Genomic DNA, 18,933 nt, shown 5'->3' on the forward strand with positions numbered 1-18,933 from the left:
GCCGAAGGCCTCCGGGAAACCGCGGCACCCCTCAGGCCGTGCTGCCCGGTGCGGTCGGTCCGGTGAGGGGCGCCCGCCGGTCCTCGCCGCCGAGCAGCAGGCGACCGCTCGCACCGGCCGTCAGCAGCCCGGCGACCATGGCGATCAGGCTCAGGCCGGGCCCCGACGACCAGTCCACGTCGGCCGTACGGACGGCCAGGACCAGTGTCGTCGTGGCCGCGGTGCCGGTCAGGGCGAGCAGTGCCGGTCGGGTGCGCTCGATGTCGTCCTCGGCGAGAGCGCCCAGCACCCCCGCGCCCAGGGAGAGGGCCCAGACGCCGAGCGCCTGCGCGTCGAGCCGTCCGGTGCGCCAGGGGACGAAGTCCGACCAGAAGGCGGGACGGACCAGCAGTCCCGTACCGATGCCCAGCCAGGAGGACCCCAGCACGGCGAGCGCCGGCTTCGACCAGGCCGGGAGCGGAAGCCTGCGTGGTGCGGTCGGTCCGGCCGGCGTGAGGAACTGCCAGGCCAGGGCGATGACCACCCATACGCACAGCAGGCCCAGGACGAGGATCCAGCCGACGCTGAACAGGACCGGGACGATCGGGCCGCCCGCGGCGACGTACAGCCGGCCGGCGTTCAGGAGGGTCACGGCGAACAGACCGACGAGCACCACGGCCGTGGGCAGCACCAGTGTCCGGGTCTGCTGCCAGGAGCGGGCGCGGCCCATGGCGAACAGGGCCGGCGCGGTCCCCAGCATGCCCGCACCGATCAGTCCGGGACTCAGCGACCTGGGCGAGGGCCAGGCGCCGAAGACGTGACCGGTGAGCGCGACGGCCGTCAGGAGCCCCCCGACCAGGAGGTTGATCACGGCCACGGCGATCGCGAGCATCGCCAGGCCGGCCGTCAGCGGACGCCCCTGCACGGCAGCGGCTTCGGGTACGGGCACGGTCGGAGTGCCGCCGACGGGTTCGGACGGGTCGGTCGGGTTCGGCATGGCGCTTCGGCCTCCAGAGGGGGCGGCCAGACGATGGCCGGGGCGTGAGCTGACAGGGGCGGCGCGGTGTCGGGGCGGGACCCCGCCGCTGACGGAAGCGGCGGGACGGATGCCGGAACGGTCGTGATCGATACGCCTAGGGGGTTTCGTTCGGATCGCGGCGGACCCGAGCCGATCCGAACGAAGCCCCCTAGGCGGCCGGCGCCGACACACGGGTCGTGGGCGCGGCGGCCGGGACGGCACGCTTGAGCACCTCGCGGGCGTGGACGACGCGCAGGCTCGTCACGAGGGCCGCGGCGAAGGCGAGCATGCCGCAGCCGATGGCCACGGCGGCGGTCAGTGCCGTCAACCGGTCCAGCCCGAGGCTGCGTTCGAACAGCACCACGGAGCCCGCCGAGAGCACCGGCGCCAGACACAGGGCCGTCAGGTGGATCCGCCACTCCTCCCGCGCCCAGAGCCGTCCGGCCCGTCCGGCCCGGTGCGCGCCGACGGCCATGACCCCGTGGGCCACCGCGAAAGGCAGCAGGTAACCGGCCAGCAGGCGCTGCCCGTCAGCGCCGAAGTCGAGGAAGGAACGCACGATCCACACCAGCGCGGCCGCCCCGGCGAGGTGTGCGGCGACCGTCACCGGCAGCGGCGCCCACGACCCGTGCATTCCGGCGACCGTGCGCCGCCGGTCCCGCGCCCGAGAGGCGAGCAGCGCGCCGAACACGACCACCGAGCCCAGGTGCATGATGGCCACGCGGTTGATCTCCGTCATCGGCAGCCCGGGCATCACCCACGGCAGGGCACCCCACTCCAGGCGAAGCAGCGGAGCGGTCAGCAGGAAGCCGTAGCAGACCAGCATCCACCGCTGGTGCAGGTCGGGGAAGCCGGCTACGGCCGCGAGGATGCCGAAGGTCACGCTCAGTACCGTGCCTACGAGGATGGTGGCGAGGACGATCCAGAAGGCCGGGCCGCTGAAGGCGTCCTCGGGCGCGGTGCGGGCGAGGTACATCGCGGCGCCGGCCATCGACGCGTACACCGTGACCGCGAAGACGACTCCGAGGACGCGGTGCAGCCGACGTCGCCGGCGTGCGGCCGTGAGCAGTTGCGCGGGCCCGAGCAGCATGAGCAGGCCACCCAGCACCGAGTGGACGATCATCGGTACGAGGCTGTGCCGGTAGGGGGCGATACGGGTGGCCAGCGCGTCGGCGACGTAGCGGGGCGAGACCGTGTGGCCCAGCAGCCACTCGCCGAACGCCGGGGCGCCGGGACGCGCGTACGGCCACAGCGCGGTCATCGCGATCGGCGCGTAGGCCACGCACAGGACCGACACGGTGACCGCGGCGACACGGCGCCAGGTGGTGGTCGTTGGAGGACGCACGGCGACTCCCTGCTCACGGGCCTCGGTTCCACGGCACCGCGATAGTCTCTTCTGGACTATCGTGGGTTACCGACGGTAGAGGCGGCCGGGGGCCGGGGTCAACGGTCCGTCGTACGTTCGTCCCTGTCGCGCACCCAGTGCCAGAAGTCGACCATCATCCGTTCGTAGCGGATGCCGAACTCCAACGCCTCGCGCTGGCCCGGCGTCAGCAACTCGCCGACGCTTCCGGCGAGTTCCTCGTAGTCGCTCAGCGTCTTCTCGTGCTCGGAGACCTGAGCCGGTGCGAGCACGTCGGGGCGACCACCGAACCAGAGCTTGAGGATGCCGCGTTCGCGGGCCTCCACCGGAACGAACGCGGGATCGTCCAGCCAGGTCCGCAGGGCCGAGCGCCCGTCATCGGTCAGTGCCAGCACCCGCCGGTTGCGTCCGGCTTCCTGCCGCACCTGCGCCAACAACCCGGCTTCCAGCAGCCGTTCGCACTGCGCGTAGACCTGCGCGTGCGGCACGGACCAGAACGGGGCGACGGTGCGGGCCGCCTCACCCTTCACGTCGTAGGCGCTAGCCTCGCCCAGCTTGTCGATGATGCCGAGGACGAGGTACGAGGAGGTGGTCAACCGAGCGTCAGCCATGGGGCGACCGTATCCTCCCCGCGGGGGGCGGGCGTACGGCGTCGGCCACCGGCCGGGGCGAGCGGCACGACGGCCGCTTCGCCCGGGGAGCACCCGGCGCGCGTTGTCGCGGCCGTGCGGGCAGGGGAGGGGCTGTGCGGGTGGGGGAGGGGCTGTGCGCACGGGTCGCGGGCAGCCCGTCGTTCTTTTCGAGGCGGTCCGTGGCGGTCGGGTCGAGGCGGTCCGTCGAGGTGGTCGAGCGCCCGGACAGGCGAGGGGGCCCGCCCTCAATGGGCAGACCCCCTCTCCGCGCACGCTCAGGTGTGGTCGCGCTTGATCGCGCGCCCGGTCTCCTGGATCCGCTCGCCGGCCTTGGCCTTGGTCTTCTTGGCCTCGCCGCGCGCCTGGTCCAGCTGACCCTCGGCCTGCATCTCGCGGTCGCCGGTGACCTTGCCGGTCATCTCCTTGGCCTTGCCCTTTATCTTGTCCTGACGGCCCTTACCGGCCATGGTTCCTCCTTGAGAGGTGGTGTGGCTTGCCCGCCCAACGTAAGTGGGGTCCTGCACGATCGCGCGTTGAAGCGTCACGTTGAGTAGCCAAGACCCCGCGAATCCGCCACGGTCACCTCGAGAAGCAGGACGGCCCGGCCTCCGAACTCGGCGCATGTGCAACGGCGTTGGGATCTGAAGGCCTTGGACCGCGACGGCCGCGCTCCGGGCCGGCCCTCTTCACTGCCTCCGTACGGTCACCCCTGACGGCGGCGGTACAGGAGCCACGCCGCGACGGCGGCGCCGACGCCGGCGAACAACAGGCCGCGGTTGTCCCGGGCGAGCTGCGCGCCCTGGGCCGTCCTGGCCTGCAACGGTTCGGGCGCCTTCTCCTCCCACAGCCGGCCGGCCTGGACCGCCTTGGTGTGCGCCTGCTCGGTGGCCTGGGCGGCCTTGTCCTTGACGGGGTCGGGCAGCTTGTCCTGGACCCGGGACGCGGCTTCGGTCGCCTTCGCCTTCAGCGCACCCGCCTTGGCTGCGGCCTGGTCCTTGACCTCGGCGACCTTGTCCTGGGTGCGGGCCTTCACGTCCGCCTTCGCCGCGAGTGCCTCTACGGTCTCCCCGAGGTCGTGGCGGGTCTGCTCGACCTGTTCGCGCAGCTCCGCGGGGGTTTCGGCCGTCTTCTTCTCGTGGGGCTGCTCGGTCATCGGTGCGCACTCTCCTTGATCTCGGCGATGTCCGCCTTCACGTTCTCGATGGACTGCGTCGGCGCGGGCGGCGCGGCCGAAGCGACCTGCTTCTTGCCGGACATCGCCATGATCGCCGCGATCACGCCGAGCGTGGCGGTGACCGCGAGCGCGGCGGCCCACACCGGCAGTACGAGCGCCAGCGCGGCGATCACGGTGGCCGCCAGCGCCTGAAGCATCAGAATGCCGACGACACCGGCGCCGCCGAAGAGACCGCCACCCTTGCCGTAGCGCTTGCCCTTCTCCTTCATCTCCGCCTGTGTCAGGCGGAGTTCCGTTCGCACGAGTTCCGTCAGCTGCTGTGTGGCGCGCTGGACCAGCTCGCCCACCGGCTCCGGACCGGGCGTCTGCTGCCCCGGTCCGTGGCGCGGCTGCGTACTCGACACGACACTCACCTCCCGTCACGTGACTTCCTCCGGACCCGAGGTGCCGCGGGGCACCGGATGTCCGGTGACCCGCGAGTACCCACAAAGACGCCGTCCACCTGTCCTTTCAACTCCGCGATGGTCGCGCGGAGATGGGCGGGGTGACGGCGGAGGCGGGTCGGGCCTGCCGGGTCTGTGAGGCGGAACTCCCGGACCGGGGCGGGCGGGTGTCGTCCGCGACGCCGGTTCCGCCGGTCATGTCTCCACGGGGTGGTGGGTCACTCCTCGACGGGAGGGTGCGGATGATCCATGCGGGCGAGCCAGGTTCTGAGCAGCGTTTCGAGGGCCTCGGCCTCGTTCGGGGTGAGCTGGTCCAGCAGGTGGCGTTCGTTGCGCATGTGGTCGGTGAACGCCTGGTCGATCAGGTGGCGTCCGGGTCCGGTGAGGGCGACGATCCGGCCCCTCTGGTCGTCGTCGGAACGGCGGCGTGTGACGAGTCCGGCCCGCTCCAGGCGGTCGATCCGCTTCGTCATGGCGCCGGTGGTGACCATGGTGTGCGCGGCGAGCTCGCCGGGCGCCCGTTCATAGGGCTCACCGGCGCGGCGCAGGGCGCACAGGACGTCGAACTCTCCTTCGGTCAGCCCGTAGCGGCCGTACACGAGGCAGAGCTCTTCCGTGAGGCGGTCGGCGAGGCGGTGCAGCCGGCCGATCACTCCCTGCGGGGAGATGTCGACGTCGGGTCGCTCGCGGCGCCAGTCGGCCTGGATGCGGTCCACACGGTCCATGGGTTGCCGGTCTTCCATGGAGACAGGATAGCTTCCCGGGAAGCTATATTGGCTTCCATGGAAGCTGATCTGCGCTGGGTGGCCCTGACCGCGGTCGCCCCGGTGGCGTGGGGGACCAACTACTTCGTCACGCACGAGTTCCTCCCCGCGGACCGTCCGCTTTCGGGGGCCGCCCTGCGGGCGCTGCCCGCAGGGCTCGTCCTGCTGGCCGTGTGCAGGCAGCGGCCACGGGGCGCCTGGTGGTGGCGGTCGGCCGTACTGGGGGTGCTCAACGTGAGCGTGTTCTTCGTCCTCGTCTACGCCGCCTCCCAGTTGCTTCCGGCGAGCGTCGCCTCGACCGTCATGGCGGTGTCCCCGCTGACGATGATGCTCATGGCCTGGCCCCTGGTGGCCGAGCGGCCCCGGCCCTCCCATCTGGCCGGCGCTGCCGTCGGTCTCGCCGGGGTGTGCCTGATGCTGCTCACGGGGACGGGCGGAGTGGGCGTGGCGGGGGTCCTCGCCTCGGCCTCGGCCGTGCTGGTGTCGTCCTTCGGTCACATCCTGACCAAGCGGTGGACCGCCGATGCCGACGTGCTCGCCTCGACCGCGTGGCAGCTCACCGCCGGAGGTCTGATCCTGATCCCGGTCGCCGCCGCCGTGGAGGGGCCCCCTCGCGAAATGTCCGCGTCGGCGCTCCTCGCGTTCGGCTATGTCGCCCTGATCGCCACCGCGCTGGCGTTCGTCGCCTGGTTCACCGGGCTGCGGCACCTGGCCTCGGGCACGGTCGGGCTGATCGGGCTGCTCAATCCCGTGACGGGCGTGCTGCTCGGCACGGCGGTCGCGGGGGAGACCCTGGCGGTCCAGCAGAGCTGGGGACTGGTGCTGGTCCTGGCCGGGGTCGTGCTGGGCCGGCCCGTGCGGGCGGGCCGGCGCGGCGCCCGTCGAGTGGTCCCCCGCCCCGTGGCCGGCGGATCCTCCGCGCGAGAGCGCGCCGACTGCTCTCCCGGAGGAGGCGGCTCCGCACGGTGAAGGCGCTCTTCGCCGTGAGGCGGCCCGTCCGGGGACCGTCCGGCGGATCGCTGCTCAGCGAAAGAGTTCGCGGGCCCGGCGGGCCACCTCGTCCGGCGGCAGGTCCTCCAGGTGGGTGAGGAAGACCCAGACGTGGCCGAAGGGGTCCCTCAGGATGGTCGTGCGATCGCCGTGGAACTGGTCGGCCGGCGGTTGTACGAGTTCCGCACCGGCCGCGGTGGCCCGGTGTGCGAGTGCGTCGACGTCGTCGACGTAGACGTGCAGGCCCACGGTGGTGCCGCCGACAGCGGTCGGCGCGCGGAAGAAGGGCCCCTCGGCGTCGCCCAGCATGATCGTGGAGCCCTGGATCCTGACCTCGGCATGCACGACGCGCCCGTCCGGGCCGTCGAGGCGGAACAGCTCTTCGGCGCCGAACGCCCGGGTGTAGAAGTCGATCGCGGCGGCGGCGCCGTCGACCATGATGTGGGAGATCACGGCGTTGCGGTAGGTCTCGGGAACGGCGCTCACGGACATGGGAACTGCCTCCTCTTGGCCGGCTGCTGCCGATGACCCGAAGGTAGGAGCTGAACCAGAGTTGAGGTCAAGCGTGAGTCGGCGGGCCGTCGGCAGGATCGGGGGAGGAGATACGCCGGACGGGCGGAAGCCGGCCTGCCGTCGGTGAGACGTCCGGCTCCCGGCCGGCCGTCGTGACGGCCCTGAGCTCGTCCAGTGATTCCCGCAGCAACTGCGCCAGGTCGCCTTCCTCGGCTGCGGCGATCCAGCACTCGAAGGCGATCTTGAAGACGGCCATGCCCACTTCGGCTGTCAGGCTCGCTGCAGGCTCCGTGACACCGCGCCCCCGCAGGGTGTCGGCGAGGGCGGCCGACATCGAAGCGAGCTTGATCAGCTCACGCTCCTGGAGTTCAGCGTTCGCCGTGATCACGGCGTGCCGCTTCCTGGCCTGCTCGTGCAGGTCGATGAAGGCCTGGGAAGCTGCGTCAAGTCCCCGTGCCAGCACGTCGATCGGCGCGGCGGACTCCGGAGCCTGGGCGACTGCCCGCACGAACAGCTCCTGCAGCTCGCCGGATCCGGCGAAGAGCACCTCGCGCTTGTCGGCGTAGTGCCGGAAGAAGGTCCGCTCCGTGAGTCCGGCCCGTTTGGCGATCTCCGCCACGGTCGTCTGCTCGTATCCGCGCTCGCTGTAGAGCTCCAACGCGGCTTCCGCGAGGCGTCCACGCGCGTTCGGCTCCCATCTACCCATGGGCAGATCCTACGTGATGACAGTCCCTGACATCAGGTGTTAGGGTCGATGACAGTCACTGACATCACTGGTTTGGAGTCTTCCCATGAGGTTCTTCGTGACCGGCGCGTCCGGCTGGATCGGATCGGCCGTCGTGCCCGAACTCATCGACGCGGGGCACCAGGTCGTCGGGCTCGCCCGCTCCGACGCCTCCGCCGAGGCACTCACCGAGGCCGGCGCGGAGGTGGTCCGCGGCACGGTCGACGATCTCGACATGCTGCGGGACGCCGCCGTCGCGTCGGACGGGGTGATCCATCTCGCCTTCAAGCACGACATCGCGTTCACCGGCGACTTCCAGGGAGCCGCCGAGGCCGATCGACGCGCCGTCGACATCTTCGGCGAGGCGCTCGCCGGCACCGACCGGCCCTTCGTCCTCGCCTCCGGCGTGGCCGGGCTGACGCCCGGACGTGTCGCGACCGAGCGTTCGACGCCCGTGATCGACGGATCGCCGGCGTCGATCCGTCAGGCCACGGCGCAGAGGGTGCTCGACCTCGCCTCGCACGGAGTGCGCTCGTCCGTGGTGCGGCTGTCGCCCACCTGTCACGGCGAGGGGGACCAGGGCTTCATGGCGACCCTGGTCGCCGTCGCCCGGGCCAAGGGTGTGTCCGGTTACATCGGTGACGGTGCCAACCGCTGGCCTGCCGTCCACCGCCTCGACGCGGCACGCCTGTTCCGGCTGGCGGTCGAGCAGGCCCCGGCGGGAACGGTGCTGCACGGTGTCGCCGAGGAGGGCGTCGCGATCCGGGACGTCGCCGAGGCGATCGGCCGTCAGCTCGACGTGCCGGTGGTGTCCGTGGCTCCGGACCGGGCGGCCGAGCACTTCACCTGGCTGGGCGCTCTCCTCGGCCTCGACTCTCCGGCGTCGAACACCCTGACCCGCGAGCTGCTCGGCTGGGAGCCGACCCGGCCCGGCCTCCTGGAGGACCTCGACAAGGGCCACTACTTCCACATCGCCGACACCGTCGCCTGACGGGTCGCGCGGCGCGCGGGGGCACCGGTCGAGCCCTCGGCCTTGCGCTACGGGCTCCCGGGCGGGTGCGACTCCTCACCCCGCTCCGTTGAGAGGCTCGCCTGCCACCCGGGTTGCAGGCGGTCCAGGAGCGCGCGGAAGGCCGCGTCGGAGCGGTCCCAGTCGCCGTCCGCCAGAGGTGCCATGAGGAGACCCATGGTCGCGTCGACCACGAGAGAGGCCTCCGTCCTCGCCCCGCTCCCGGTCATGCCCATGTCGCGGAAGACCGAGGTGAGCAGGTCCCTCCACTCGGTGACCAGGTCGCGCATGAAAGGCCCGTACCGCTCGGGGTGGAACAGGCTGGCGGCCATGATCTCCAGGTAGAGGGGGAGCGTGCCGCGCGGACCGGGGGTGTTGAACTGCCTCCAGATTTCTTCCAGGAGGCGACGCAGCGAGGCCGGGTCCTTGGGTGAGGCATCGGTGCCGAACAGGGCCCGGGAGCGCAACAGCGGTCGCTGCTTGTCGAGGGCGATCGCCTCGCTGACCATGCGCTCCTTGCTGCCGAAGTAGTACAGGAGCATGCGGTCGCTGGTCCCCAGGGCCTGGGCCAGCGGGCGCAGAGACAGATCGGCCAGGCCGTTGCGGATCAGGTACGCGCGGACCTGGTCCAGCAGGGCCCTTCGTTTGGCCGGGTCGGGCGGGCGCGGCATGAGAGCTCCCGGTGTGGTTGCGCGGATGTCTTGCACGTCAGGGGCGGGTCCAGTGCCGACGCGTCTGGCAAGTCCGTTTTGAAGGGGTATTTACTGTAGCAACCGTTACGTGTATATTTTAAGTGTAGCGAGCGCTACGTGCACACCTCCGTCATCGAGAAGGGACTGGTTCCCATGGCCCCCCAGGCCATCACCCTCACCGCGACCGCGCCCTGCGGGCGTTTCGCCCGGTTGTGGCGGCGTTGCCTGGGAGACCAGTTCCGGACGATCGCCGCGGACCGTGGTCAGGGCGAGGTGAGCTCCCCAGGAGACGTCCCCGTGTCGCGGGCCGACAAGCGTCGTGCCCTGTGGTCGCGCACGCTGGAACCCCTGCGTCCTCTCGATGCGCCCCGCGCCCGCCCCACCGCGTGGGATGCTTCCTGGCCCCTTAGGCGGGATCCGGCATCGGTCCGCCGGGCCCGGAAACTGGTGATCGCCCAGCTGGAGACGTGGAATCTGACGGAACCGGCCGACACCGCCGAACTCCTGGTGAGCGAAGTGGTCACCAACGCCCTGTGCCACACGCGCGGCCCGCTGCGGCTCAACCTCCAGGTGCGCGGTTCCCGTCTGCGGTGCGAGGTCGAGGACACCGACCCGGCCGGCCCTGTACGCCGCTTCGTCGACGTCGACGCCGAGGGCGGACGCGGGATCGAGCTGCTCGACCTGCTCACCGACGCCTGGGGGACGAGCGACACGGCCACGGGCAAGACCATGTGGTTCGAGCTGAGGACACACGCCGAAGCCTCGGCGGGCGTGCCCTCGGAAGAAGGCCCTTCGGCATCCGATTGAGTGTCGGCCGACGGCAGGACTCCAGGCCCGAAGCCGACCGGTCGGCGTCGTCGAGCGGCGTTCCGGCCGACGTCCTTGCGACGTCGGCCGGGGAGTGGCAGTCCGGACGAGGGTGCATGCGTACGCCCTCGTCCGGTGTCGGTGATGTCACCTGTGGATGTCGGTCGACGCCGGACGGCGCGCGTGTGGCCTGGTGGTGGTACATCCGCCAGCCTGCGGCTCCGGCCTCTCTGCGCCAGACCGAACTGCGCCTGGTCCAGCGCTCGCCGAGCATGGTCTCGAAAGTGAGATGCACCAGACCCGGCGCGAGCAGCACCCCCGAGATCTCCGAGGGTTCGTAGCGGGGGCCGTCCGGCGAACTGCCGGCATGCTCGGACAGTTCGGCAAGCATGGCCGCATACGTCCACCGCCGCCCCGACCCGCCGACCTCAACGAAGTCCTGGTCGAGGAGCTGCCCGGCACGTTCTCGCGGTCCGTGAACGTATCCTCACCAGGCCCACCCACCGGGCCGCAACCAAATTGATCTGCGACCACAGTTCCTGCCCTAATCGCAGCAGACGACGTGAAGCAGGCGATCGCAGGCGAGTTGCAGCTCATGGATCCGCATGTACGAGCCAACGGTCAGAGACCGACGCTCAGTGGGGTTCCTCATCGAGCGGCGCCTCGGGATGCAGCAGGTCGCTGCGCTGCCTCTGTGCGCTCTCGTGCGGCCGGGGAGGCGGTCCGTCGGAGCCGGCCGGATACTCCTCCAGTGGGACGAGGTTGCTTTCCCATGCGTTCAGGACGGGGGTCAGGACCCGCCATGCTTCCTCGGCCTCGTCGCCACGGATGGACAAGGCCGGGTCCCCCCTCAAGACGTCCAGCAGGAGCCGGCCGTAGGCGGGGAGATGAGGCGGTTCCATCCGTGCGGTCAGCGAGAGTTGGCTGAGGGACTGGGCGTGTGCCCCGATGCCGGTCATGTCGAGGGTCATCCCTTCCGGCTCGAGTCCGAAGCGCAACACGTTGGGCAGGGCCTCTCCTTCGTGGCCGAAAGGCAGGTGGGGCACGGAGCGGAAGCGCACCGCGACCTCCTTGCGGTCCTGGCCGAGCGCCTTGCCGCTGCGCAGGCGGAAAGTGGTCCCGGACCAGCGCCAGCTGTCCAGTTCCAGTTCGACCTCGGCGAAGGTCTCCGTGCGCCGCCTGTGCTCCACGCCCTCCTCGTCGACGTATGCGGGGACGGCCCGGTCGCCGATCCGGCCGGACAGGTAGCGTGCGCGGCGGGTGCGGTGCACGACGTCGTATTCGGTGAGGAGCCGCACGGATCGCAACACGTCGACCTTGCGGTCGCGCAGGTCGCGCTCGCCGAGGGTGATCGGGGGTTCCATGGCCACGAGGCACAGCAGCTGCAGCAGATGGTTCTGCACCATGTCCTTCAGCGCGCCGACGCCGTCGTAGTAACCGGCCCGGCCTTCCAGAGCGAGGGTCTCGTCCCAGACGATCTCGACTTCCGCGATGTGGGTGCTGTTCCAGATGGGCTCCAGTACGCGGTTGGCGAGCCGGCTTCCCAGCACGTTCTGGACGGTCGTCATGGCGAGGAAGTGGTCGACCCGGAACACCGCCTGTTCGGGTACGAGACCGGCGAGAAGCCGGTTCAGTTCGCGCGCGCTCGTCAGATCCTCGCCGAACGGCTTCTCCAGCACGATCCGGCTGCCCGGCACAAGGCCCGCGTCGTGCAGGGCGGTGACCATGTGCGGGAAGAGCGCCGGGGGAAGGGCGAGATAGACGGCGATCGGTTCGTCGCCGGCGACGACCGCGGCGACGTCCGCGGGATTGGTGACGTCGGCCTGCCGGTAGCGGGCCGAGGCCGCGACGGCCGCCCTGGCGTCGGCGGGGCAGGAGCCGGCGTGGCGGTCGAGCTGGTCGGCGCACCACCCACGGAACCGGTCGGTGTCCCAGTCCTCCCTGCTCGCGCCCGTCAGCCGGAAGCCGTCGCCGACATGTCCCGCGGCCTCCAGTGCGGCCAGGGCCGGCAGGAGATAGCGAGCGGTGAGGTCGCCGGTCGCGCCGAAGACGGCGAGCCGATTGATCATGCCGAGGCGCCTGACCTCGCCCGGGCGAGGTTCACGCCGCTGGCGATGATGCCGATATGGCTGAACGCCTGGGGGAAGTTGCCCATGAACTCTCCAGAGGTGGGGTCGATCTGTTCCGGCAGCAGCCCGAGGGGGCTCGTGCGGGCGCACAGCGAGGCGTAAGCCTTCTCGGCCTCGTCCAGCCGGCCCTGAGCGGTCAGGTTGTCGGCCAGCCAGAAGCTGCACAGCACGAAGGCGCCCTCGTCGCCGGGCAGGCCGTCGGGCGACTCCTCGTGCAGGTAGCGGTAGAGCAGGCTGTCACCGGCCGACAGGCGTTCGGCGATGGCTGTGGTGGTCGCCGCCATGCGCGGGTGGTCGGCCGGCACCACGTGGCGCAGCGGGAGCGCGAGCAGGCTTGCGTCCAGCACACCGCCGCCGTCCAGGTGCGCGCTCAGCGTCTGCGCGTCCTCGTCCCAGGACTCCTCCAGGATGAGTCGGCGCAGCCGATCGGCCGAGGCACGCCAGGTCGTGGTCGACCCGGGCAGGCCGAGCCGCTCGCCGATGGCCGCGGCCCGGTCCAGGGCCACCTGGCACATCCCGGCCGAGTACGTGAACACCCTGCCGTCGCTGCGCACCTCCCAGATCCCCTGGTCCGGCAGGCGCCACGCCTGCTCCGCGGCGTCGGCCAGTCCCGCCAGGCCCGCCCACAGCGCCGGCTGCACCTGTCTGCCCGTGCGCAGCCACTGGTCGGCGCAGTCCAGGATCTCGCCGTAGAGGTCGTGCTGGCGCTGGTCGGCCGCGCCGTTGCCCCACCGCACCGGGGCGGAGCGGCGGTACCCCTCCAACCCCGTGTCCTCGATCTCGGCGGGTACGAGGCCGCCGTCGAGGTCGTACATGATCCGGGGGCTGCGGCTCTGCTCGACGGCGTCGAGGACCCAGCCGAGAAAGGCGTCCGCCTCGCCCGAGAAGCCGATGCGCCGCAGGGCGAACACGGCGTAGGCGGCGTCCCGGATCCAGGCGTAGCGGTAGTCCCAGTTGCGGATTCCCCCGACCGGCGCGGGCAAGGAGGACGTGGGCGCCGCGACCAGGGCGCCGCTGGCCCAGTCGTCGCACAGCTTCAAGGTGATGGCGGCACGCCGGACCAGCGCCTCCTGGGGACCGGAGTAGTCGAAATGCTTCATCCATCGTCGCCACGCGTCGGCGGTGTCCGCCAGCATCGCCTCGGCTTCGAACCGGTGGTGGCGATGGAAGCGGCCCCAGGACAGAACCAGGTCGAGGCGTTCGCCCTGCCTCAGGTCGTGGGTGCTGTGAAGGCCGGTCAGGGGACGGTTGGAACGCAGGTGCAGGCGCAGGTCCGGTTGCCGTGCCACCCTCAGTTCGAGGCCGCTGAACAGAGCGCGCGCCGTGCAGCCGCCACGAGGCTCCACAGCCACCCGCAGGCGAACGTGCCCGGACAGGACCACGGCCGACCGGACGAGCTCACGCCGCCCGGCCGGAGCGTCGTCGGTGAGGTCGGCGCCGGTCCGCACCGTCAGCGCGTCGGTGACACGAACAAGACCGGTGGCACTGCGCAACTCGGTCGTCAGCACGCCGGTGTCGGGCTCGTAGCGCTGCCGGGCCTCCAGCAGGTCCTCCGGTGCGAGGGTGAAGTGCCCGCCTCGAGCGTGGTCCAGCAAACCGCAGAACAGCGGGTCGGAGTCGAACCGGGGAAGGCACATCCACGGGATCGAGCCGTCGAGGCCGACCAGCGCCGCCGTCCTGCCGTCTCCGATGATGCCGAGATCCTCCAGCGGCAGGTAGCCCTGCCGTCTGCGGACCGGGCGGAATGGAGGGTCGGGATCGTGCATGGCTCCTCGCTTCCGCAACGCCGAGGCATCGTCCGGCACACCGGGCAGGTCAGAAGGACAGCGCCTAGAAGGTGATCAGTACCTTCACGACGTCTTCGAGTTTCTTGTCCGAGACCTCGAAGGCCCGCTCCATGTCGTCGAAATGGAACGTGTGGGTGGTCATGTGCGAGGGGTCGACGCGCGTCGCCTCCAGCACCCGCAGCAGCCGTTCCATGCGGAGCCGGCCACCGGGGCAGAGGCCGGTGGCGATCGTCTTGTCCGCCATACCGACGCCCCATTCGACGCGGGGGATGCTGATGAACTCCCCTTCGCCGAAGTAGCCGATGTTGGAGATCGTGCCGCCCGGCTTGGTGATCTTCACGGCGGTCTGGAAGGTGATGTCCGCGCCCAGTGCCTCGATGGCGGTGTCGACACCTTCTCCCTCGGTCAGTTCGTGGATCCGTTCGACGACGTCCTCACTGGCGAAGTCCACGATCTCGTCGGCCCCGTACTCCCGTGCCAGTTGCTGCCGGCCGGCGACGGATTCGACCCCGATGACCCGGCCGGCGCCGCGGAGCCGAGCCCCCGCCGTGGCCATCAGGCCCACGGGGCCTTGTGCGAGGACCGCCACGGTTCCGCCGATCGGGATGTCGCCTTTCTCCGCTCCCATGAATCCCGTCGACAACATGTCGGCGCAGTACACCGCCACGTCGTCGCCGATGGCATCGGGGATCTTGGCGAGATTGGCGTCGGCGTCGTTGACGTGGAAATAGTCGGCGAAGACCCCGTCCTTGTGGTTGGCGAACTTGAATCCTCCGAGCGGTCCGCCCGACTGCGACGGGAACCCGTTCTGGGAGGCCAGGTCACCCCAGTCGGGGGTGATGGCGCCGACCAGCACTCGGTCACCGGGCCGGAAATCCTTCACCTCGCCGCCCACCGCGTGCACGGTGCCCACCGCTTCGTGGCCCAGCGTCAGGTTCTCCCTCGGTCCGATGCCGCCTTGCACGGTGTGCGAATCGGATGTGCAGATCAGCGCACTGGTCGTCTTGATCACGGCGTCGCACGGTCCCGGCTCCGGAACGGGCTTCTGCATGAAACCCACCCGGCCGATCTCCTTCATCACGAACGCCTTCATCTGCCTGTCCTTCCTCCCGGTCACCGTCGTCCGCGGCAACGGTGACCGGCCGTACGGCACTGGCATCCGGTGTCAGTCGTTCACTCCTGCCACTGTCGCAAGATCCAGGCCGGCTCGCGACCGGACCGCACGGTGATCCCCGGCCGATGCCGGGCCAGGCGTGTCACCCGGGCCGGGGCGTCGCCGACGCCATCCTGCTGAACCCGCCCGCCCGCCCGCATCGCCTGACCCGGCGGCCGGGAGAGCCCTGTTAGCGTCGAGCTTCGCGCGTGCAAGGGCGGAGGACGCTGTGGGTGACAAGGGCACGGACCGGGCCTTCATCGGATCGTTCACCTCGTCCGGCGGCCGCGGCATCGTGGTGACCGCTGTGGAACCGGAAACGGGAGCGCTGACCGAGACCGGCGTCATCGACGCCGTACCCGACCCGTCCTATCTGACCGTCGATCACACCGGGGCGGGACCGGTCCTCTACGCGGTCTCCGAGACGGCACTCGGGTTGGTTGCCGCCTATGACATCGCCGGTCCGGCCCCCCGCCCGATCGGCGCCCCCGTGGCCGTGCGTGGGGAGGTACCCACTCATCTCACGGTGACCCGCGGACACCTGCTGACCGCCAACTACGGCTCCGGGAGCGTCACCGTGCTGCCTCTCGCTGCCGACGGCAGCCCGCGGAGCGCCAGCGACGTGCGGCACCAGGCGGGCAGCGGACCGCACCGCACCCGCCAGTCGGGCCCGCACGCACACCAGGTGCTGCCCGATCCCTCGGGACGATGGGTGCTCAGCGTCGACCTCGGCACCGACAAGGTGAGCGTTTTCTCCCTGGACACGCAGGCGGGCACACTGACGCTGAACGCGGAGACGTCATTGCGGCCCGGCACGGGTCCGCGTCACCTCGTCTTCCATCCCTCCGGAAGCCACGCCTATGTGCTCGGAGAGCTGGAGCCGACGGTCATTGCGTGCCGCTGGGACGCCGCTGCCGGCGTGCTGGAGCCGGTGGGGACGACGCCGCTGTTCCCGGGCGGCATCGGCGAGGTCGTCTCCCCCTCGGCGCCGGTCGTCTCGCTCGACGGGCGCCACTTGTGGGCGGCGGTACGAGGCACCGACACCGTCACCGTCCTGGACCTCGACGCGGACGGTGAGCATGCGGAGCCGGTCGCGTCGGTGCCCTGCGGGGGGCGATGGCCGCGGGACCTGGCCCTGCACCCCTCCGGCACCCGCCTGTACGCGGCCAACGAGCGCTCAGGTGATGCCACATGGCTGGACGTCGACCCAGTGACCGGCATCCCGCACCGCGCGGGTTCGCTGCCGGTCCCGGCGGCCTCCTGCATCGTCTTCGCCTGACGTCCGCCCACACGGCCCCCGGTCACGCCTTGTTGCGGACGACGGCGACCGGGCAGTGGGCGTGGTGCAACAGCGCCTGGCTGACCGACCCCAGGAGCATCCCGGAGAAGCCGCCGCGCCCCCTGGCCCCGACGACCAGCAACTGGGCGTTCCTGCTCGCCTCGATCAGGACGCTGCGGATCTCGCCGCTCAGCACCTCCTGCCTGACCTTGACATCCGGATACCTCTCCCGGCGACCGGCGGCTGCCTGGGCCAGCAGACGCTCAGCGGTCTCCACGCCGGTACCGGCCGGCGCATGGTCCGGCAACCAGGCGTGCACGGCGAGGACCTCGGCTCCGCGCAACTCCGCCTCGGCGAGCGCGAAGTCGACCGCCCCGTCCGCCTCGGGGGAGCCGTCGACGGCCAGCACGATCGGCCCGGCGTCAGGTGCTTCCTCGCGGACCACCAGAACCGGACACGCGCTGTGGGCGGCCAAGGAGACCGCCGTGGAGCCCAGGAGCATGCCGACGAAGCCGCCCGTGCCCCGGCGTCCGACGACCAGGAGGTCGGCGGCTCGCGACTCCGCCACCAGCACCGATACCGCGTCGCCGATGAGCATGCTCTCGGTGACCTCTACCTCAGGTGCGACATTGCGGGCATGCTGTGCGGCGTCACGTGCCAGACGGTTGAGCGGCGACGGGTCCAGCGGCGCGTACATCGCACCGACCGGCCAGGTGAAGGCATGCACCACATGGAGCCTCGCACGACGCCGCTGGGCTTCCCGGGCGGCCTGTATCACCGCGACGTCACTCGACGACGAGCCGTCCGCGCCTACGACGACCAAGCTGCCCATTGCTCCTCCATCATCGCTTCAGCCTTCGCACCCCCATCAGCCACTCCAGCTCCAAGCCTTACTCCGGCCAGGCATCGCCGCCAGCCGACCGGGCGACCGGCGGCGATGACGAATGCTCAGCGAGGCGCATCGGACCCGCGACTGCACCTCTTGACGTACGGAGCGTGCTTTCCCACCCGTACGTCAGTACCGCTGTGTCTCAGACCGGCCGCACGCCCGTCAGCGCGCCGCTGGGGTCGAGCACATACTTGCGTGCCGCGCCCTGGTCGAACTCGGCGTAGCCGCGGGGCGCGTCCTCAAGGTCGATGACGGTCGCGTTGACCGCCTTGGCGATGTGCACCCGCTCGTGCAGGATCGCCATCATCAGGCCCCGGTGGTAGCGCATCACCGGGCACTGGCCCGTGGTGAAACTGAGGCTCTTGGCCCAGCCGAGACCGAGCCGCACCTTCAGGGTGCCGCTGCGGGCGTCGTCGTCGACCCCGCCGGGGTCGTCGGTGACGTACAGGCCCGGGATGCCCAGGGCCCCGCCCGCGCGCGTCAGGCCCATCACGGAGTTGAGCACGGTCGCCGGCGCCTCCCCGGCGTCCGGGCCGTGCGCCCGTGCCTCGAAGCCGACGGCGTCGACCGCGGCGTCCACCTCCGGTACTCCGAGGATCTCCGCGATCTGTTCCTCGACGGGACCGCGCGACACGTCGACGGTCTCGCAGCCGAAGGCGCGTGCCTGGGCGAGGCGTTCGGCGTTCAGGTCGCCGACGATCACCACGGCCGCGCCGAGCAGGTGCGCCGAAGCCGCCGCGGCCAGACCCACCGGGCCGGCCCCGGCCACGTAGACGGTCGAGCCGACGCCCGCGCCCGCGGTGACCGCGCCGTGGAAACCGGTCGGGAAGATGTCCGACAGCATGGTCAGATCGAGCAGCTTCTCCCGCGCCTGATCCGCGTCCGGGAACCTCAGCAGGTTGAAGTCCGCGTAGGGGACCATGACGTACTCGGCCTGGCCGCCGACCCAGCCGCCCATGTCGACATAGCCGTAGGCCGCCCCCGGACGGGCAGGGTTCACGTTCAGGCAGATGCCCGTGTTGCGCTGCTTGCAGTTGCGGCATCGCCCGCAGGCGATGTTGAACGGTACGGAGACGACGTCACCGACGTCGATGAACTCGACGTCCGGTCCCCGTTCGACGACCTCTCCGGTGATCTCGTGGCCGAGCACCAGTCCCTCGGGCGCGGTCGTCCGCCCGCGCACCATGTGCTGGTCGCTCCCACAGATGTTGGTGGCGAGCACCTTGAGGATCACCCCGTGCCGGCACTTGCGGCCGACGTTCTGCGGCGCGACCCCAGGCCCGTCCTGGAGTTCGAGCGTCGGGAAGTCGGTGTTCCTGACCTCCACCATGCCCGGCTTGATGTATGCGACTGCCCTGTTCGAGCTCATGCGTGATCGCCGTCCCTTCGGCTCCACGGTTATGGATGCCAGTGGCTGTGCGCGGGGCGGAGTCTGCTCTCCGCACCGGCCTCTGGCCACCCTTCGTGCGACGAATCGACCCGCGACCCGGAGGGACCGGGCGGCCACAGCGGTGCCCGCGCATCCACGCCGGGGCACATGGCTGCCGGACACGCGTCACCCCTGTGCGTCAAGTCCCGAACACCCGTG

At 70.9% G+C, this 18,933-nt stretch carries 18 protein-coding genes and 2 pseudogenes; 4 read left to right on the top strand and 16 right to left on the bottom strand.

The window, feature by feature from the left end:
• Positions 1-31: 31 nt before the first annotated feature.
• The 7 genes from ACZ4IF_RS43570 to ACZ4IF_RS43600 all read right to left on the bottom strand — a co-directional run bounded on the left by ACZ4IF_RS43570 (position 32) and on the right by ACZ4IF_RS43600 (position 5,352).
• Entirely contained in the window at positions 32-976 is a 945-nt protein-coding gene (locus ACZ4IF_RS43570) for a hypothetical protein (protein WP_467574573.1), read from the bottom strand.
• Positions 977-1,166: 190 nt separating this feature from the next.
• Positions 1,167-2,342 carry a DUF2306 domain-containing protein gene (locus ACZ4IF_RS43575; RefSeq protein ID WP_467574575.1) on the bottom strand — a complete coding sequence of 392 codons (1,176 nt, stop codon included), beginning with the start codon at positions 2,340-2,342 and terminating at the stop codon, positions 1,167-1,169.
• Between the two features lie 98 nt (positions 2,343-2,440).
• Positions 2,441-2,971 (bottom strand): PadR family transcriptional regulator, encoded by a 531-nt coding sequence (locus tag ACZ4IF_RS43580; protein ID WP_467574578.1) that lies wholly within the window; start codon positions 2,969-2,971, stop codon positions 2,441-2,443.
• Between the two features lie 296 nt (positions 2,972-3,267).
• Positions 3,268-3,459 (bottom strand): CsbD family protein, encoded by a 192-nt coding sequence (locus ACZ4IF_RS43585; protein WP_359502982.1) that lies wholly within the window; start codon positions 3,457-3,459, stop codon positions 3,268-3,270.
• 236 nt (positions 3,460-3,695) lie between these two features.
• The gene (locus tag ACZ4IF_RS43590) at positions 3,696-4,145 is read right to left on the bottom strand and encodes a DUF3618 domain-containing protein (protein WP_467574583.1); all 450 of its coding nucleotides are present in this window, start codon (positions 4,143-4,145) and stop codon (positions 3,696-3,698) included.
• Positions 4,142-4,570: a phage holin family protein gene (locus tag ACZ4IF_RS43595; protein ID WP_467574585.1), complete on the bottom strand. Its 429-nt coding sequence runs from the start codon at positions 4,568-4,570 to the stop codon at positions 4,142-4,144. Before ACZ4IF_RS43595 ends, ACZ4IF_RS43590 begins: the two co-directional genes overlap by 4 nt.
• 257 nt (positions 4,571-4,827) lie before the next feature.
• Positions 4,828-5,352, bottom strand: coding sequence for a MarR family winged helix-turn-helix transcriptional regulator (locus ACZ4IF_RS43600; protein WP_467574587.1), 525 nt, complete (start codon positions 5,350-5,352; stop codon positions 4,828-4,830).
• A 39-nt stretch (positions 5,353-5,391) separates the two neighbouring features.
• On the opposite strand from ACZ4IF_RS43600, the gene ACZ4IF_RS43605 reads away from it, so the two are divergent.
• Positions 5,392-6,342 carry a DMT family transporter gene (locus tag ACZ4IF_RS43605; RefSeq protein ID WP_467574590.1) on the top strand — a complete coding sequence of 317 codons (951 nt, stop codon included), beginning with the start codon at positions 5,392-5,394 and terminating at the stop codon, positions 6,340-6,342.
• A gap of 54 nt (positions 6,343-6,396) precedes the next feature.
• Here ACZ4IF_RS43605 and ACZ4IF_RS43610 read toward each other — a convergent pair whose 3' ends face one another.
• Positions 6,397-6,855 (bottom strand): VOC family protein, encoded by a 459-nt coding sequence (locus tag ACZ4IF_RS43610; protein ID WP_467574592.1) that lies wholly within the window; start codon positions 6,853-6,855, stop codon positions 6,397-6,399.
• 163 nt (positions 6,856-7,018) lie between these two features.
• A pseudogene (locus ACZ4IF_RS43615) lies at positions 7,019-7,582 on the bottom strand (TetR/AcrR family transcriptional regulator); the annotation flags it as partial.
• 85 nt (positions 7,583-7,667) lie between these two features.
• Here ACZ4IF_RS43615 and ACZ4IF_RS43620 point away from each other — a divergent pair.
• Positions 7,668-8,591 carry an SDR family oxidoreductase gene (locus ACZ4IF_RS43620; RefSeq protein WP_467574595.1) on the top strand — a complete coding sequence of 308 codons (924 nt, stop codon included), beginning with the start codon at positions 7,668-7,670 and terminating at the stop codon, positions 8,589-8,591.
• A 47-nt stretch (positions 8,592-8,638) separates the two neighbouring features.
• Here ACZ4IF_RS43620 and ACZ4IF_RS43625 read toward each other — a convergent pair whose 3' ends face one another.
• Positions 8,639-9,280: a TetR/AcrR family transcriptional regulator gene (locus ACZ4IF_RS43625; protein WP_467574598.1), complete on the bottom strand. Its 642-nt coding sequence runs from the start codon at positions 9,278-9,280 to the stop codon at positions 8,639-8,641.
• A gap of 174 nt (positions 9,281-9,454) precedes the next feature.
• Between ACZ4IF_RS43625 and ACZ4IF_RS43630 the strand changes: the two genes are divergently transcribed.
• A complete protein-coding gene (locus ACZ4IF_RS43630; protein ID WP_467574642.1) occupies positions 9,455-10,108 on the top strand; it encodes an ATP-binding protein in 654 nt (217 codons plus the stop codon).
• A gap of 214 nt (positions 10,109-10,322) precedes the next feature.
• On the opposite strand, the pseudogene ACZ4IF_RS43635 reads toward ACZ4IF_RS43630, so the two are convergent.
• From ACZ4IF_RS43635 to ACZ4IF_RS43650, 4 genes and pseudogenes are all read right to left on the bottom strand, one after another.
• A pseudogene (locus ACZ4IF_RS43635) lies at positions 10,323-10,577 on the bottom strand (DUF4440 domain-containing protein); the annotation flags it as partial.
• A 166-nt stretch (positions 10,578-10,743) separates the two neighbouring features.
• Complete coding sequence (locus tag ACZ4IF_RS43640) at positions 10,744-12,177, bottom strand: glucose-6-phosphate dehydrogenase (RefSeq protein WP_467574601.1); 1,434 nt, start codon at positions 12,175-12,177, stop codon at positions 10,744-10,746.
• Positions 12,174-14,003, bottom strand: a complete 1,830-nt coding sequence (locus tag ACZ4IF_RS43645; RefSeq protein WP_467574605.1) for a glycoside hydrolase family 15 protein — start codon at positions 14,001-14,003, stop codon at positions 12,174-12,176. Before ACZ4IF_RS43645 ends, ACZ4IF_RS43640 begins: the two co-directional genes overlap by 4 nt.
• A gap of 64 nt (positions 14,004-14,067) precedes the next feature.
• Positions 14,068-15,117 (bottom strand): NAD(P)-dependent alcohol dehydrogenase, encoded by a 1,050-nt coding sequence (locus ACZ4IF_RS43650; protein WP_467574608.1) that lies wholly within the window; start codon positions 15,115-15,117, stop codon positions 14,068-14,070.
• Positions 15,118-15,406: 289 nt separating this feature from the next.
• On the opposite strand from ACZ4IF_RS43650, the gene ACZ4IF_RS43655 reads away from it, so the two are divergent.
• Positions 15,407-16,456, top strand: a complete 1,050-nt coding sequence (locus ACZ4IF_RS43655; RefSeq protein ID WP_467574611.1) for a lactonase family protein — start codon at positions 15,407-15,409, stop codon at positions 16,454-16,456.
• A gap of 22 nt (positions 16,457-16,478) precedes the next feature.
• Here ACZ4IF_RS43655 and ACZ4IF_RS43660 read toward each other — a convergent pair whose 3' ends face one another.
• Both ACZ4IF_RS43660 and fdhA read right to left on the bottom strand, forming a co-directional pair.
• Positions 16,479-17,288, bottom strand: coding sequence for a universal stress protein (locus ACZ4IF_RS43660; protein ID WP_467574613.1), 810 nt, complete (start codon positions 17,286-17,288; stop codon positions 16,479-16,481).
• Positions 17,289-17,487: 199 nt separating this feature from the next.
• Positions 17,488-18,714, bottom strand: coding sequence for a formaldehyde dehydrogenase, glutathione-independent (gene fdhA, locus ACZ4IF_RS43665; protein ID WP_467574617.1), 1,227 nt, complete (start codon positions 18,712-18,714; stop codon positions 17,488-17,490).
• Positions 18,715-18,933 lie beyond the last annotated feature (219 nt).

The organism is Streptomyces sp. NPDC025784, assembly GCF_055558435.1.